General features: G+C 64.7%; 11 protein-coding genes. 3 read left to right on the top strand and 8 right to left on the bottom strand.

Features of this window, described 5'->3' with window-relative positions:
• Positions 1-100: 100 nt before the first annotated feature.
• From ABZ909_RS06265 to ABZ909_RS06255, 3 genes are all read left to right on the top strand, one after another.
• Entirely contained in the window at positions 101-1,450 is a 1,350-nt protein-coding gene (locus ABZ909_RS06265; RefSeq protein WP_356996555.1) for an FAD-binding oxidoreductase, read from the top strand.
• Positions 1,451-1,831: 381 nt separating this feature from the next.
• Complete coding sequence (locus tag ABZ909_RS06260; protein ID WP_356996554.1) at positions 1,832-3,499, top strand: ATP-binding protein; 1,668 nt, start codon at positions 1,832-1,834, stop codon at positions 3,497-3,499.
• Positions 3,496-4,179, top strand: a complete 684-nt coding sequence (locus tag ABZ909_RS06255; protein ID WP_356996552.1) for a response regulator — start codon at positions 3,496-3,498, stop codon at positions 4,177-4,179. Before ABZ909_RS06260 ends, ABZ909_RS06255 begins: the two co-directional genes overlap by 4 nt.
• Here ABZ909_RS06255 and ABZ909_RS06250 read toward each other — a convergent pair.
• The 8 genes from ABZ909_RS06250 to ABZ909_RS06215 form a co-directional block, all read right to left on the bottom strand.
• Positions 4,107-6,473 carry an MMPL family transporter gene (locus ABZ909_RS06250; protein WP_356996551.1) on the bottom strand — a complete coding sequence of 789 codons (2,367 nt, stop codon included), beginning with the start codon at positions 6,471-6,473 and terminating at the stop codon, positions 4,107-4,109. The genes ABZ909_RS06255 and ABZ909_RS06250 overlap by 73 nt on opposite strands.
• Positions 6,474-6,557: 84 nt before the next feature.
• A complete protein-coding gene (locus tag ABZ909_RS06245) occupies positions 6,558-7,919 on the bottom strand; it encodes a hypothetical protein (protein WP_356996549.1) in 1,362 nt (453 codons plus the stop codon).
• Positions 7,920-7,945: 26 nt separating this feature from the next.
• Complete coding sequence (locus tag ABZ909_RS06240; protein ID WP_356996548.1) at positions 7,946-9,397, bottom strand: condensation domain-containing protein; 1,452 nt, start codon at positions 9,395-9,397, stop codon at positions 7,946-7,948.
• 214 nt (positions 9,398-9,611) lie between these two features.
• Complete coding sequence (locus ABZ909_RS06235) at positions 9,612-10,715, bottom strand: alpha/beta hydrolase (RefSeq protein WP_356996547.1); 1,104 nt, start codon at positions 10,713-10,715, stop codon at positions 9,612-9,614.
• A gap of 476 nt (positions 10,716-11,191) precedes the next feature.
• Positions 11,192-12,088 carry a hypothetical protein gene (locus tag ABZ909_RS06230; RefSeq protein ID WP_356996546.1) on the bottom strand — a complete coding sequence of 299 codons (897 nt, stop codon included), beginning with the start codon at positions 12,086-12,088 and terminating at the stop codon, positions 11,192-11,194.
• Between the two features lie 12 nt (positions 12,089-12,100).
• Positions 12,101-13,702, bottom strand: coding sequence for a bifunctional 3-(3-hydroxy-phenyl)propionate/3-hydroxycinnamic acid hydroxylase (locus ABZ909_RS06225; RefSeq protein WP_356996545.1), 1,602 nt, complete (start codon positions 13,700-13,702; stop codon positions 12,101-12,103).
• Entirely contained in the window at positions 13,699-14,616 is a 918-nt protein-coding gene (locus ABZ909_RS06220; protein WP_356996544.1) for a fumarylacetoacetate hydrolase family protein, read from the bottom strand. The genes ABZ909_RS06225 and ABZ909_RS06220 overlap by 4 nt, the downstream gene beginning before the upstream one ends.
• Positions 14,617-14,655: 39 nt before the next feature.
• A complete protein-coding gene (locus ABZ909_RS06215; RefSeq protein WP_356996543.1) occupies positions 14,656-15,795 on the bottom strand; it encodes a 2,3-dihydroxybiphenyl 1,2-dioxygenase in 1,140 nt (379 codons plus the stop codon).
• Between the last annotated feature and the right edge of the window lie 244 nt (positions 15,796-16,039).

Below are 16,039 nucleotides of genomic sequence, written 5' to 3'. Positions count from 1 at the left end.
GCTGCGTTGCCGACTGCGGCTGATTGCATACGCGAACCGATAACACGCAATCTTCCAGCTAATAAACTTGAGACCCACATCATGCGCTGGAAGGGGTGCGATGACGCGACGCATCGAGGGCCGCGTGCTCCGGCGGGGCGATCGAGGGTATGAGGCAACCCGCCGGGCCGCCACCTGGCATGCCGGCACGCCGGACCGTTTCCCCGCGGTGATCGTGCAGGCCAGCAGTACCGACGACGTGGTAGCGGCAGTGGGGCTCGCGCATGACGAAGGCCTGAAGATGGCGGTGCGATCGGGGGGACACAGCTGGGCTGGATCGCATCTACGGGATGCGACATTGCTGCTCGACGTCTCGGGACTGAGGGAGGTTTTCATCGATGCCGAGCAGATGAGTGCGACTGCCCAACCCGGCTTATTGGGTTCTGAACTCGGCGAGGCATTGAGGCAGCGGGGTTTGTTCTTTCCGGTCGGCCACTGCCGGACGGTATGTATCGGGGGATACCTGCTGCAAGGCGGATTTGGTTGGCGTAGCCGCGAATTCGGACCGTCGTGCATGAGCGTCACCGCCGTCGAGGTGGTGACGGCGGGTGGTGAGCTGGTCTGCGCGGATCAAACGCACCATTCGGACCTGTTCTGGGCCGCACGCGGAGCCGGGCCGGGATTCTTCGGTGTGGTGACGCGTTTTCACCTACGGCTGTATCCGCTGCAGCGAGTCACCCTCGAGAGTTCTTATCGCTATCCTCCCGCGGTGTGGGAAGAGTACTTCCGCTGGTCGAGGTCGATCGAAGCCGAGCTGCCCGCGCAGGTCGAGTTGTGGAACCTGCTGTATCGCGACGAGACGGCCGGCACGGACGGCCCCATCGTTTCGGTAAGCGCGACGGCGTTCACCGATACCGAGGCCGAAGCCCGCGAAGCCCTCGCGATTTTCGAGACCTGCCCTGTCCGGCAGAAGGCGTTGGTCGCCGCGCTGAATGAACCAACCACGACGAGTGAGCTCACCCGAGTCGGCAGCCTGCTGCACTATCCGCCAGCGAAACGCTTCATCGCCGACAACATGTGGACGCACGCCGGCTTCGATGAGCTGCTGCCCGGCCTGCGGGCCATCCGGCAAGACTTTCCGCCCGCTCCCTCACACCTGGTGTGGATGCCATGGACGCTGACCCCGCAGCGGCCTTCGATGGCCTATTCCGTGGAGGATGAGCTCTACATCGCGCTCTACACCGCATGGGATCACAAGGCCGACGACGAAATATACCGACGCTTCGTCACCGAGCGCATGCGCGCCATGGAGTACGTGGAGACCGGCATCCAACTGGCCGATGAAAACCTGATCAACCGTCCGAGGCGTTTCGTCACCGACGATCATCTGCGTCGTCTCGACGAAATCCGAGCGATCTACGACCCCGGCGAGCTGTTCGTCTCCTGGCTGGGCCGCCCCGATCTCGACTGATACCGGCCGGCAAGCTCGGTGGTCGTTGCCGAGGAGTGAGACATGCCAATACGCGACGGAATCTATTTGGCCGCAGCGTCTATCGTCGGATATTCGAAGCCAACGTCGCAATCATGCCCTCGGGCACCACCTTTCGCTCGGGTGAGCCCCTGCGCTCGGTCAATCGATCATGGTCGATGCCAGGCCAATGGGAAGGTGGCGAAATCCGGCAATAGGCAGCCATCGCCGCGGGACTGCACACAGGCGATCAATACCCCTCGCGCCTTTTCGTCCCCATTATCGGCGAGTGACGTCGGCCTGCGTGGCGAGATAGTTCGAGCAGCGGCCGGAACACCGTCGGACTTTCACGCATTCTGCTCAAGAGCACGGTAGGGTCTTTTCATGGCCTCTGAAGGTCGTATCAACGTGCGGCTCGCTACTCAGGTGCTGCTGCTGCAACTCGTCATCGTGGCACTGACGTTGATCATCGCGTTCGGGCTGTTCGCCAACTTCAGTCGCCAACGTCTGAAAGTCGACACCGGCATTCGAGCGATGGATATCGCCCACGCGGTTGCCTCTGCCCCTGAGGTACTTACCGACATCTCCCGCTACAACGCCGCTCCGCTGACTCCGACCCCTGCGCTCGTCGACGAACTGGCGGCCGGTCCGCTGCAGAATATTGCCTCACTGGTCGAGCAGCGTACGGGTGCGCTGTTCGTGGTAATCACCAACGCGCACGGCATCAGGCTCGCGCACCCCGATCGTGACAAGTTGGGCCGTGAGGTCAGGACCTATCCCGCCCGGGTGCTGGCCGGACACGACGAGGTGCTCGAGCAATCCGGCAGCCTCGGGCGGTCGATACGCGCGAATATCCCAGTGCTGGAACCGGGTTCTGATCGTGTGGTCGGAATGGTCAGCGTGGGCATCTCCACGAAGGAAGCTCGTGAACGCTGGGTGCGTAATCTGCGCGTGCTGGGCGGGCTGGGCGGTGTGACGCTGCTGATCGGTGTCGTCGGCTTGGTCGGACTGGGCCGGCGGTGGGGAGGGCTGACACTGGGTTTGCGATCGGCCGAGATGACCGAGCTGGCGCGTAGCCAATTCGCGGGGAACGCGCTCGGCGAGGGCGTGGTCATGGTCGACACATCCGGGAAGACGACCTTCGTCAACGAAGAGGCGTGCCGACTGCTCGGGATCGATAACAAAGCGGGCCGGCGCATCGAGGAGATCGGGTTCACCCCGCGTGTGCTCGGGATGCTCGAGGCGGCAGATGGGATACCCGCTCTGGCCACCGTCGGTGAACGCATCGTCGTGGTCTCGGCGCGGCCGGTATCGCGCGACGGACGCGAACTGGGAACCGTGTTGGTGACGCGGGACCGAACCGATGTCGAGTTACTGACCCGGCAACTCGACGCGGTGCAGGCAATGAGCGCGGTGCTACGCGCCCAGCGCCATGAGTTTGCCAACCGTCTGCACCTGCTCAACGGGCTGTTGCGCGGCGGTCACGTCGAGGAGGCGTTGCAGTATCTGGAAGAGCTTCTCGGGTCGGGCCCGCTGGGGTCCTCGCTACCCGGTATCGACTCCATCGGCGATGCCTACCTGCAAGCATTCCTGGCGGCCAAGGCCGCAGCCGCCCGTGAAGCCGGGGTGAGGTTGAAGATCGGTGAGAACACCTGGGTATCTGGCCGACTCGCACTGCCCGTCGACGTCACCACCGTGGTGGGCAACTTGCTCGACAACGCCATCGACGCGGCGCGGTCGAGCGACAACGCGATCAAGGAGGTGGAAGTCGAGCTGTTGCAAGATGGTTCGACGCTGCATGCCACGGTCGCCGACAGTGGCGACGGCGTGGCACCCGACTTCGTGGAGCAGCTGTTCACCGAGGGTGAGACGACAAAGCCGGACTCCGGGATACCAGGCGGCCGGGGTATCGGGCTGGCGTTGTCGCGCCAGATCAGCCGCGCGCTCGGTGGCGACCTCTGGCTGGCCAGCCTCGGTAACACGGAGCTGCGGTTGCAGGGCGCGGAGTTCATCGCCCGGCTGCCGGGCGTGATGGTAGAGGAGGCGCAATGAGCGGCACAGACCTGACGGTGCTGGTGGTCGACGACGACTTCCGCGTCGCCAATATGCACGCCGAGATCGTGAAAGCGCTTGCGGGCTTTACGGTGACCGCCACGGTGAACACCCTCGGGGCCGCGCGAAAGGCCGATCCCGTCGACCTCGCCCTGGTCGACGTCTACCTGCCCGACGGCTCCGGAATCGACTTCATCCGCGAACTACGCTGCGACAGTATGGTATTGACAGCCGCAACCGAGTCGGTCACGGTCCGCGCTGCCATAGCTGCCGGGGCGGTGAGCTACCTCGTCAAGCCGTTCGCGACCACCGAGCTCGCCGCCCGTCTGGCCGGCTATGCTCGCTACCGCAAGATCCTGGCCCGCCCCAATCTCAGTGCCGGCGACGTGGACGCGGCGCTGGATGCGCTTCGCCCCAGGATCACCCCCGCTCAGTCCCCCACCATCGCTGCATCCCCCACCAAACAGCTTGTGCTGCAGGCTTTGCGAACATCGGAGAAGCCGATGTCGGCGGCGGAGGTCTCCGCGGCGATCGGGATATCAAGGGCAACTGCCCAACGGTATCTGGCGACGCTTGCCACCACCGATGACGTCACCGTCGGGCTACGTTACGGCACCACGGGAAGACCCGAGCAAGAATTCACGGCGACTGAGGACCGATCACCCCGGTCCTCGCGCTGAGTCGGCATTTGCCGACCCGGGTTTGCGTCCAGATATTCCGCTCCGGTGGCAGTGGGCTTGGAAGGCCACCAGTTCGCCCGCCCGATCATTGCCGCCAGCGCCGGCACCGCGATGGTGCGCACCACGAATGTGTCGATCAGCAGACCCATGCCGATGATGAATCCGGTCTGCACCATGGTCGAAACGCTGCCGAACAGCAGGCCGAACATCGAGGCGGCAAAGATGATGCCGGCCGAGGTGATGACACCACCGGTTGAACGGACCGCGCGGATGATGCCGGGGCGGATGCCGGAGCCTGACTCTTCACGAATTCGCGCGATCAACAACAGGTTGTAGTCCGCCCCGACGGCGACCAGCACGATGAATGCCATCGCCGGCACGTTCCAATAGATCGCGTTACCGAGTACCAACTGGAAGAAAAGGACTCCCAGGCCCAACGCCGACAGAAACGAGATCACCACTGAGGCAATGAGATACAGGGGCGCCACGATCGCCCGGAGCAGGAGGATGAGGATGGCGAAGACAACGAGGAGCGTCACCATGACGATCAGTCGAAGGTCGTCGTTGTAGTAGCTGCGGATCGTGTTGTACGTCGCGGTGGTGCCGAGGGCCGATATCGACGCATCCGCGAGCGAGGTGTTCGGCTGCACGCCGTGCGCGGTGTCGAGAATCGATGTCACCTGGTCCATCGCGGCCGCGCTGTACGGGTCGAATTTCGTTTCGACGACGTAGCGCACCGAATGCCCGTCGGGCGAGATGAACATCGTCGCGGCGTTCTTGAAGTCCTCGGAGGTGAGCAGGTTGGTGCCGATCTGCCCGGTTCGAGAGCTGAGCTCGGTCTGATCGAGCGGCTGGCCAGTGGGGCGCGTAATGCCGCGCACCGCAGCGATATTGGGCAGTTGAGACACACGTTGCGCCATTTGCTCGAGGTCGGCGAGGGCCTGCGATGTCCGCAGGTCGTGCGGCGAGTGCACGTAGAGGTATTGCGGCGACAGCGTACTCGTCGAAAAGTGGTCCTCCATCGCCGCGAAGCCGACGTTGCTCTCCGCCGACCGTGGCAATTGCAGACGGTCGTCGAAGGTGGGACGCATGAAAGCCGCGCAGCAGGCCAGCGCGATCAACACCGCCAGACTGACCAGCAGATGCACTTTGGGCCGGCGAACGATCCGAACAGCTGATCGTCGCCACAGCCGGTTGGTGAGTGCCGGGCGCGGCGCCACCCATCCGCGTCGACCGGCAAGCACGAGAGTGGCGGGCAACAACGTGACGGCGGCAACAAACGCGACCGCGATCGAAACCGCAAGCGCTGGGCCCACACTCAGGAACGCGGGCAGGCGGGTGAAGACCATGCCGAGGAAGGTGACGGCGACAGTGGCCGCCGACGCTCCGATGACCGGGCCGATGGCACGTAGTGCCTTCTGCACGGCCAGGTCGGAGTCCATGCCGGACCGGATGTACTCGTGGTAGCGACTGATCAAGAAGACGGCGTAGTCGGTACCGGCGCCGACGATCATCGCCGTCATCAACGCGATCGTCAGCGCGGACACCCCGAGCCCGATCTGAGTCAGCGCGGACACCGCACCCTGGGCCGCTGCCACCGAAATTCCGATGGCGATCAAGGGCAGCAGCACGGTCACGGGTCGTCGGTAGATCACTGACAGGATGACCAGCACCAGCAATGCGGTGGCAATCTCGATCATGCGCATGTCGCGGGCGCTGACGATCGACAGGTCGCCGACGGTGGCAGCCTGCCCGGTCACGTCCGCGGTCAGTAAGGAGCCCGCGGTGGAGCGTTTGGCGATTTCGGTGATCCGTTGGTAGACCTGTGAGGATTCCGGGGACCCGGCAGGCGCCCTGAGGTTGACCGCCAGATAGAACGCTTTGTTGTCGGCACTGACCATCAATGGACGCAGCGCGGGTGTGGTGAGGACGTCCTGTACACCGGTCACATCGTTGGTCTCGCCGCGCAGGGTGGTAGCCAGCGTGCGGTAGACATCCTCGTCGGCAGGTTGCAGACCCCGGCTGTCGGTGAGTACGACAATCAGGTTGTTCTGGGCGGATTCACCGAAATCCTTGGCCATCTGCTCTACTGCCGCCATGTCTTCGGCCGGCAGCGGCTGTGCTGTCCGGCCTTCGACCACCTTCGTCAATGCGGGGAAGGCCACGGCGAGCACCGCGACCACGGCGATCCAGGCGGCGATCACGAGCCACGGCTTGCGCACCACGAAGCGACCCAGCACCGAAAACACATCGATGCGTGTCGAGTTTTTGCGAGCGGCGGATCGGGTGGACATGGTGAACCTTCATTCGGGGTGGTCGAAAAGGGATGAGATGCGGGAGCACGAGCGGGGTGTCACCCGTTCGTCGAGGTCGGACGCCTACCGCCGCCCGCTTACCGGCTCAGGGCATGGCCAGCCCGCGGCGGTGAGTGAGAAGTCGCTCAGCGCGCTCAAAAGGTCCTGTCGCAAGCCGTCATTCGAGTTGCCACGTCCCGGCTGATGGGCAAGGACCGAGACGAAGACCTGTCGGCGCACTCTTCCCGAGAGCAAAGCCAAGACCGTGCCGGCGCGGCACATCGTCGCCTTGGTCACGCCTGGGCAGAGAGACCGCATGGCGAAGAAGTCGGCGTCGGTGCCGTCCGGCCGGTTGGCGGCCGGGGGGGCCGCACCAGGGTTGGATGCTACGGCGGTGGTGACACCGCCGGCGGCCTCGCTGACTATGCGCCTGACCAGCTGATTTGGCACCAGGGGAACGAGGGGCACCAACTCCCGCAGCTCGTCGGGCGACTCCTGATGGCGGATCAGCGCCTGCTTGGTTGCGGCCCGGATCTCGCGCAGATCCGTCGTCGCGGGTGCAGGATCGACCGTGACGTCGACATTGGTGATCGCGTTGGCGCGGGTATCGCCGGCGGTGCGCTCGTTGATGGGTAGCGTCAAGGTGACCGAGCCGTCCGGGGTGACCTTTCCGATTCGCTGGGCGAGTCGGGCCGCCAATCCTTCGAGAAGAGTGTTGCTGGTCCCTCCGAGTGAGTGTGCGCGGGCGTCCCATTCGTCGGCGTCGATAAAGATCGTTGCCGTTGGGAGCGTGATGGGTTCGTCGGCTCCGGCGGGCGGCGCAGGTGGCTTGGCAGGAAGCCGGGTTGCAGATCCGCCACGGGTGCTGTTGCGCCGGGCCAACCGTGCCGCGCCGATGACGGCGCGGCCGATGGCGGGGATGTCGTGCGCAGTCTGGCGGGCGTCTTCGCACAGTGCTTGCCACCGTCGGCGTGACCCGGCAGCAGGCCAGCTGATCGGGTCGTGGCGGCCGCAAGCCGCATCCGCCAACGCCTCGTACAACCCGACGCCGTCGGTGAGGGTATGTGTAGTGACCAAGCTCATCCCCACGCCGCCGTCGGTGAACGACAGCGCCGCAAGATGCCATCCGGGTCCGTGCTCGGCATCTACGGGGATAGTTGCCTGCTCGTTGAGCCAGGCGTCGAATTCGTCGCGCGGCCGCGGCGTTGCGATTTCGAGGTCGGGCCGATCGCTGGGCGAGACCCAGCGGTGGCGGCCGAACGGCAACGGTGAGCGTTCGATGCGGCGGGATAACCGTCCTCGCGCGAGGTGGTGATGGAACTGGCGCAGACCGTCGATATCAACCGTGCGGTTGTACATCCAGACACACTGGATCAGGCTGGTCATTGCGGTCGCCCGCTCGAAGCGAAAGGCGGTCTGGTCGAACGGATCGAGTACGTTGCTCATTATTCCTGAGGTCCTTTTCTTGTTACTTACATGCCGGGCTGGGCGTATGAATTCGCTTGGCCCGCAATCGCATCTACCCGAGCCGGGGTGTTCTTGATGACGCTCGCGAACGTCTCGATCAGTGCCGCGAAGTAGCGGTGCACCGACTCACGTGCGACGGGGTTGTCCGGAAAGGAGATCGTCACTGTGGTTTTTCCGGCGTGCCGGTTGATCCACATGTTGATGCCGCCGTACGACAGACTGTCGCCGTAGATACCGAAATTCGTCTCTTCCCACAATGCGCCGACGGGGATTTTGCGGAAATCGAGGAACGACACCATCATTGGTGGACGCGTGGGCAGCTTGATCCCCAGTTGATCAGGCAACGCCAGCTCCAGGACCCGTTCAATCGGCACGCGAGCGAGATGCTTGGCGTCGTCGTACGATTTCTGCGCTGCCCGGGCCGCCTCTGGAAACGAGCCGGTGTCGGTCGGAACGGTGAACGGGATCAGGCTGGCGAACCAACCCACAGTCATCGTGTCGAGGCCCGGCGTCCGGGTGTCGTAGGGCGTGAATCCGTGATAGGTCTCGGTGCCTGCCAATTTGTGCTCGGCCAGCGCTGCGCACGCCAGAACTCCGCCGCTGAACCGGGCACCGGCCGCACGGCAGGCGGTGTCGAAGAACTCGGTCTCGGCGGTGTCCAGCAACTCGACTGTCCGCAAGTCGCCTTTGTTGTCGGCCCACGCGTCACCGAGCGGCAGCGGGAAGCTCGGCCAGTCGCCGTCGGTGTCGCGCGCGAACTCGATCCAGTCCTTGATCTCGGGGGATGACAGGGTCAAGCTCGCCACTTCCCCTCGCTGCCGCACGGTGTAGTCGCGATAGCTCCCAATCTGCGCAGGCGCGCTGGGCCGGTATTGGTGCACGACCTGCCGCAGATCCCGGTACATCAGGTGGATGTCGAGGAAGATCAGACCGGCGGACATGAGGTCGATGTGGAGATGATCGACACTGGCGTACATCGTGAAGTAGTCGGCGTGCTGGACGATGCCGAATGTGAAGCAATCCCACTCGAGCGTCTCCGGCGTCGTCGTCAACGCATGTGTGCGTATTTGGTCGGCGTTCATATGTCCGAACTCCACCGGAACGAAATCGATGGCCTCGGGGTTGTCGATCGTGCGGCGGGCGATGGCGTCGTTCTCGAATTCGAACCAATTGTGGTAGGTGTCGTGACGACGGACATGCGCATTGATCGCTGCCGTCATCGACGGAATGTCACACAGGCCGGGAATATCCCACGCCACGACCATCAGGCGAGGTAGCTGCCTATCCGTCGCCTTGCCGTCGTGCGCGAAGCGGAGGTGTTGAGTCTGCTGATAACTCGGCGGTAGATCGCTTCGTATCGCAGTCCGAGCCGCTTCGCGTGCCGCGACCGAGGCGGTCCAGGTGGTAACCGGACCGTGCGGCGGCTGCCATTCATCGATGTTGCCCAGCGTAACCATTCTTCAATCCTTTTCTCTGAGATGCCCAGGTTTCTTGCGCGACACAGGAATGCCGGAAAGGCTAATTGCGAGTAATTTGCCGATTGGCGTGAACCTTGTTTCGCGCTGCGATCGTCTGGCGTATTCGGTTATTTTCCGAAACCGAACTTACGGTGCACTTGCAGCAATGTCGCGCTTGTAGGCAATGGCCGACGAAAGCGACGATTTTGCGGTTTTATGCAGTTTCACGGTTTTGCGCATTGTGCTCACCGGCGAGGTCGATAACCTCGTTCACGCAACCCCTCGCGCAGGGTGGGCGCATGAGCATCGGGAGGCGGATGTCGGGTCGCCGGCGCATCCCCATTGCGCGGTCGATTGCGGCGCTGACGCAATGTGGTTCATCTCGGAGAAGCATGTGCCCGGCGGCGGGTCGGTGCAGGTGGGTAGCACCTGGGATGGCAGCGACCAAGTCGCGTGCGTGGGAGGTTGGCGTCGTCACGTCCGCTCCGCCACTGATGACGATCGTTTCGGCGGCGATGGACGGCAGGGTGTGGTGGTGGTCGTATCGCTTCAGGCCGGGAAGGAAGCCGACCGCAGTCGACAGCGAACTCCCGCGGATGGCGGATGCCGCGACTGCGGCGGCGCCCCGCTCGGCGCTGCCATGGCCGGAATATCTGCTCAGGGCTTCGCCGACCAGCCGCACGAGAGCCTTGGATGCCCGGTCGGTAGCGCCACGAGGCATGAGGCTGACCAGTTCGAACAGCATCCTTGTGGCGGGAGTCGCGAGCAAGCGGCCCAATCCTCGCTCGGCGAGTCGGCCGGCCGCAGTGGCGATCAATACGAGGCCTTGCGGTTCCACAGGACGATCGAGGACGGGGCGGCCGAGGTATGCCAGCGCCGTCATCCCGCCCATCGAGTGTCCCGCCAGCGTGAGCGGCCCCGTCACGCGCAGAGCGGTGAGGACCTCGGCGAGGTCGGCAGCGAGCCGGTCGATCCGGTAGGTCCGCATTGCAGCGCCGGTCGAACAGCCGTGGCCGCGGTGATCGTAGGTGATGATGCGCACGCGGTCGCCCCACCGCCGCACCAGCTGACGGATTTGGAGTGCCCAGCTCTCCTGCGTCAGGCACAGACCGTGCAGCAGGACGACAGTGTGGGTGCCGGCGCCGGCAGAGCCGTAGTCGCGGACCGATAACCGCACGCCATCACTCGTCATTACCGTTCGCTCGACATAGCCATCCCGCGCCCCGTCCACTCGCTGCCGGCGCACCGCCGGGATGGCGAGATCCCCACCGCCCGCGGTGGGCAACGACGTCGTCGAAGCATTTGTGGCAGGTGCCATAGTCGGATTCGGTCGGACCACCACCGTGGACTCCTTCCCGGTGTCGATGTCGAGATGGTTCCCGACACCCTGGTCCGCTCGAAACTACGGAGTGGCAGCGATCGTGGCTCGCTTGTGCGCACTAGCAGCGCAACAGGCGATTTTGAGCTTTTTCGCATTGTGCTCATCGTCACTCGAGCCGACGGCGGATCGAACTCCGCTAACTCGGTATCGACAAGAACCACGCTTGGCTGCGATTCCGTTGTGCCGCAATCAATCTCCGCACACTCATCAACAGCGTCCGGAACTGCACCCACCGGGCCTGGGCCGTGGCCCCGAGCCCACGGCGGCCCACCCTTGCCCATCTCGATGCCCGTCGGGCACAACGGAATCGGCGGGAAGAACGGAACGCTGTCGACCGATCAGGTTGACCTACCGCCGAATTGGCGGCCTTGTCGGCATTCTTCCCGCACCTGCCGCGTTCGTTGCAGTTCTGATCAGAGGTCGGCCAGCGCGATGCCGGTGAGGCCGGGGCCGAGGTGCGCCAGTTCGGTGTCGAGGCCGCTGTCCAGGTCGACGTGGCGGATGCTGCCACCGAGATCGCTGACGTAGAACTCCGATTCGGATACGGCGGTCAGGCCGATCGCTTCCCGGTAGCCGGTGGAAAGGATCTGGGGCGCACCGACTGTCGGCTGCACGATCGCGCGGTTGAGCGTATTACCGGAAGGTTCAGCGCCACGGTCGGTCCACGCCAGGGTTGCGCCGCCGACGAGGTGCAGGTCTACGGGTTCGGGCAGGTCCTTCCACAGCAGTTGGATATCGTCGCGGTGTTGCGCGCTGGTCCCGGGCGGCAGATCGATCGGGGCGCGAAAGATCCTGCCCTCTCCGGCTTTCGGTGCGCCCTTCTGAGTCCAATACAGCAGACGCCGATCCAAATCGACAGCGATGCCGACACAATGATTGCCGGCCATGTGCGCAGCCTGTTCACCAACGGCCGCGATCACCAGCGGGCGCAGATCGCTTCCGTCGAGGTTGCTGCACAGCACCTGCGTGCCCTCCCGGTCGCACCAGTACAGTACGCCCCGGTCGAAATCGGCGGTGAGCTGTTTGCCGCTCGTGAACGCCCCGCGCGGCACGATCGTGACACGGTTCCCGCCGTCGAGGTCGGCCCGTTCGAGTGACGCGTTACGGGTGTAGGCCGCTTCTGGACGGGGGCCACTGCCGGGATCGGGCGCGCCCATGTTGGTCCAGTACACATGGCCCCGGGATTGGTCGACGACGATACCGTCGGGCCGCTCATCGAGTCCGGCGATCAGGGTCCGCACCCGGGTGCCGTCCAAAGACACCGCCTGCATCTCCTGTCCGGCTACGTTCAGTACCAGCAGCTCGGTCATCGACATCGCTCCCTAATTCGTCCGGGGGGCTCGAGCACTCGGCCCAGGACGCGTGGCCGTTGGGTGAAGTCCGGCGAACGAGGGCACCGCGTCGCAGATCGTTCGGGTGTGACGACCCGCCTGCATCACGGTGCCGTCAGGCCTGATGATCGCGGCGCTCGCCCGACTTTCCTGTAGCCATTTGGCGAGTTCGCTTCCCGGAGCCGCGGAGACGACGACGGCGCCGCGGCGCTCCAGCTCGTCGCGCTGCTGCTCGCTCAGCGCTGAGGAGGTGATCAGCGCGAATCGGTTTGCGATCACCTCATCGAGCCGAATGCCCTGCGGCAGAACGGGATTGGGGCACAGTTTGCCGGCGGGGTCTCGTCGGCTGTGGGACTTGACCACCAGAGCGGAGGTGTGCAGCGCCGGGGCAATGCCCGGGGTTGCGAAGCGGCGTATGGGGGGTAGGTGAAGCACCCTCGGGAAGACCAACCCTCGGAAATAGTCTCCCAGTGGCCCGCCAGCGGTCATGGCCCGTCCCAACGAGATCGCGAGCCGAATCATTGTGCGGACGTGGGGTTCTCGTTCTTGCTGGTAAGTGTCGAGCACACTGTCGGGCAGGCTTCCGCTGAGCACGCCGGCCAGTTTCCAGGCCAGGTTCATCGCATCGCGCAGGCCCGCACACAGACCCTGGCCGATGAATGGCGGAGTGGTGTGGGCGGCGTCGCCGAGGATGAACACATTCCGGTCGCGCCATCGGTCGGCGACCCGGGCACGAAAGGTGTACTCGGCCACCCGCACCAGGCTCAACTGCTCGGCCGAGACGTCTCCCAACCAGGGCGAGATCAATGGAAGCACGCCGGGAATGCTCTGGTAGTCGGCGGCGGTCTCCCCGTCGAGCAACTCGAATTCCCATCGATACCGGGTGTCGCTGACCCGCATGTAGCTGCCGGCGCGCACGGAGCTGCAGAGTTGGTGCAACCCGTCCCACTGGTGCAGGTCCGCGTCGGTGTCCACGTCGATCACCAGCCACCGCTGCTCGAAGTGCAGATCGGCCATGGCCGCGCCGATCGCGGAGCGGACCGTGCTGTTGGCGCCGTCACAGCCCAGGACATAGGTGGCCTCGACACTGTGCTCGCTGCCGCTGTCGCGGTCGGTGAAACTGACCCGCACGCGACCGTCGCCTTGTTGAGCGATACGGGTGACTTCGGCATTGCCCCGCAACAGGGTGCCGGGCTGTTCGGTGAGGTTGGCGCGCAGCAATGCCTCCAACCCGGGCTGGTCGTACATATTGGCCTTGGGGAAGCCGTGCGGACTGTTCGGCGGCACGAGGTTTTCGTCCAGCACCCTCATCCGCGGGTCCACCAACCGGATGCCCAGGCTCGGCCGGGAGATGGCAGCGAATTCCTCGTAGACGCCGAGACGCGCCAGGATGCGGCAGACCTCGTCGTCACAGTGCACAGCGCGCGGCTGCGGATAGATGTCTGGATGGCGCTCCAGCACCAGACAGGAGACGCCGTACCGGGTGAGCAGCGTGGCCGCGGTGACGCCAGCGGGGCCGGCGCCGACAATGACGACCGGTACTGATGCCGGCGTGGCGCGGCCGTGCTTGGCTGAGGGCTCGCCCGTGCTCACGCGTACCGGACCACGTTGCGTTGGGTGCCGAGGTTGATGGTGCCGTCGTCGGTCGCCACGGCCGCCTCCACGACGTCGCCGTCATGCAGGTACAAGGGGTTTTGGGCCTGGCTCGCCAGGAACCCTTCCAGCGTGGGCGGGCCGGCGGACGCCGCTTTGGGCTTCCTGACCGCGGTGCCCACCGGCGTGCCGGTGAGCACCAGATCGCCGGCATCGAGGCGCTGGAAACGGGACAGCGCCTGCAGGGCTTCGACGGGCGGGAAAATCATGTCGCCCTTGACCACACTGTTCTGGCGTTCCTCGCCGTTGACCGATAGCTTCACCCGCAGCTCACCGAAACGGTCGAGTTCATCGGCGTCCAGCAGCACCAGCGCAGGCCCGACTGGAGTGAAGGTCGGATAGGACTTCGCTTCGTAGTACTGCCCTTTGGCCTGTTGCACATCGCGCGCCGACACGTCGTTGGTCACCACCAGCCCGCATACGAACTCGGCCAGATCGGCTTCGGTGACCTCGGTGCCCACCGGCAGCTCGCGGCCGATGACCAGCCCGATCTCCACCTCGTAGTCCAGCAGCTGGACGTGCTCGGGTTTGACGATGGCATCGAACGGCCCGGTGATCGAACCGCCTGCCTTGCGGAAGAAGGTCAGCTGTGTCTTGGCGGGATCACGGCCGACGTCTCTGACATGAGAGGCGTAGTTGACCGCCTGGGCCACCACCCGACACGGCACAGTCACCGGCGACAGCGGCTTCAGTCCGCTGACCGGCACAGTGTCGGTGCTGCCCGCGGCGTCGTCGATAGCCCCACGGTTGGCCAGTAGCTCGCGGGTGGTGGTGGCGTCGGTGGCGATGCGGGCGGCCCGGGACGCGGTTTGCACCCACCACGCGTCGGCGGTGCGCAGAATCGAGACAGTCATAACGGGGTCCCCCGTTTTCTCTCGGTTGGGTGGTGCCGGTCAGGAATTGGCCATGGCGAAGAGTCCGCGCAGCGCGGCCAGGTCGAATTCGTTGTCGTTCTGACGCAGCGCGTCCAGCATCATGGCAATTTCGCGCGCAGTTTCGGGGCCCGGGTTGATGCCGAGGAAGTCCTTGGTGATCTTGGGTCCCCATTGGTACAGCCCAGAGGCGGTGAGCGGCCCCCAGCCGGGTTCGAGCGTGCAGTCGAATACGTCGCCGTCGGTGAAGTGCTCGACCAGGAAACTGTCCGGGTCGCGCCAATAGTCGAAGATCTGACTGCCCTGTACGTGGCGGCCGATGCCCCAGGAGCGGCGATACCCGTGCTCAGCCAGGTATTGGCCACCGGCGGCCATTGCGTCGAGGTCACACACCTGATAGGCGGAATGCACGTAGCGGTTGGCAGGGCCCAGCGCCAACGCCAGGGTGTGGTGGTCGGCCGGGGTTGTCCCGCGGTCACAGCGGTTGAAGCTCATGATCGGTCCGCGCTCGCGCTGGCCAGGGAAGAAATGAAAGTCGCTGACAATCAACCCCAAGTGGTCCAGAAACCAGTTCAGCGATTCGACGTACTTGGTGGTCTGCCAGACCATGTGCCCGAGCCGTTGTATCCGGGTGGGGACCCGCGGCGGGCGCTGGGCAGCGTTGACCCGGACCAGGTCGTGCCCGAAGTTGAACACGTGCGGCTCCTGGGCAGGCAGCGCCGGAAGCTGATGCATCCCAGCCGCCACCCGCACCGGCAACCCGCTGGGGTCGACCAGATCGACCGCCACCCCGCCGAGGGTTTCGGGCAGCCCGAAGACGCTGGCCCCCGTTGCCTCGGCCAAGCGCTGCACATCGGACGTGTCCGTGGCGGCGAACGTCGGCCCGACAAACCGCGCGCTCGGGCCACGGCGGATCACCAGGCACGCAGGGCCCGCGTCACTGCCCCGCAACTGCAGCTCATCGTCGGTACGCAGCGCGGTGGTGAAGCCGAACGCGTGGGCGAAGGCCTCGGCGCCGGCCAAGTCGGGCTTCTCGAACTCCAACCAAGCGACGTCGTGCACCTTGATGATCGGGTTGCGCGAGCGTCCAGGATGCTCACCCCTGCGCGCACCCTCGTCGCTGTGCAGGTCCTTGTGAGCATCGACGACACGTTCACCCATTGATGATGCTCCTCGTCGACTCGAACAAAGTTGCCGTGCGGAGTTGACCCGAACAAGGTTGCTGTGGAGAAACTACTCCTCAGCGAGTGGCTCATTGGTCGAAATGGCATCAATAGATGTTTGACATTGATGCTGTTAGGCGGCGTTCCTACCCTTCTCTCGCAGCACATATCGAGATAGCGACAATTTAGCTTCATTATCTTGGCGGCTGGCGCGTCGGGCTAACCAAGGCAGCGGCGCACTC

Origin of the sequence: Nocardia sp. NPDC046763 (assembly GCF_040645495.1) — a bacterium.
Lineage (GTDB): Bacteria > Actinomycetota > Actinomycetes > Mycobacteriales > Mycobacteriaceae > Nocardia.
This window is presented reverse-complemented; position numbering and strand designations above follow the sequence as displayed.

What these genes read in the sequence shown, in the direction of transcription:
- ABZ909_RS06265 (WP_356996555.1), top strand. Translation starts at nt 101, where the DNA reads ATGACGCGACGCATCGAGGGCCGCGTGCTCCGGCGGGGCGATCGAGGG.
- ABZ909_RS06260 (WP_356996554.1), top strand. Translation starts at nt 1,832, where the DNA reads ATGGCCTCTGAAGGTCGTATCAACGTGCGGCTCGCTACTCAGGTGCTG.
- ABZ909_RS06255 (WP_356996552.1), top strand. Translation starts at nt 3,496, where the DNA reads ATGAGCGGCACAGACCTGACGGTGCTGGTGGTCGACGACGACTTCCGC.
- ABZ909_RS06250 (WP_356996551.1), bottom strand. Translation starts at nt 6,473, where the DNA reads ATGTCCACCCGATCCGCCGCTCGCAAAAACTCGACACGCATCGATGTG.
- ABZ909_RS06245 (WP_356996549.1), bottom strand. Translation starts at nt 7,919, where the DNA reads ATGAGCAACGTACTCGATCCGTTCGACCAGACCGCCTTTCGCTTCGAG.
- ABZ909_RS06240 (WP_356996548.1), bottom strand. Translation starts at nt 9,397, where the DNA reads ATGGTTACGCTGGGCAACATCGATGAATGGCAGCCGCCGCACGGTCCG.
- ABZ909_RS06235 (WP_356996547.1), bottom strand. Translation starts at nt 10,715, where the DNA reads ATGGCACCTGCCACAAATGCTTCGACGACGTCGTTGCCCACCGCGGGC.
- ABZ909_RS06230 (WP_356996546.1), bottom strand. Translation starts at nt 12,088, where the DNA reads ATGACCGAGCTGCTGGTACTGAACGTAGCCGGACAGGAGATGCAGGCG.
- ABZ909_RS06220 (WP_356996544.1), bottom strand. Translation starts at nt 14,616, where the DNA reads ATGACTGTCTCGATTCTGCGCACCGCCGACGCGTGGTGGGTGCAAACC.
- ABZ909_RS06215 (WP_356996543.1), bottom strand. Translation starts at nt 15,795, where the DNA reads ATGGGTGAACGTGTCGTCGATGCTCACAAGGACCTGCACAGCGACGAG.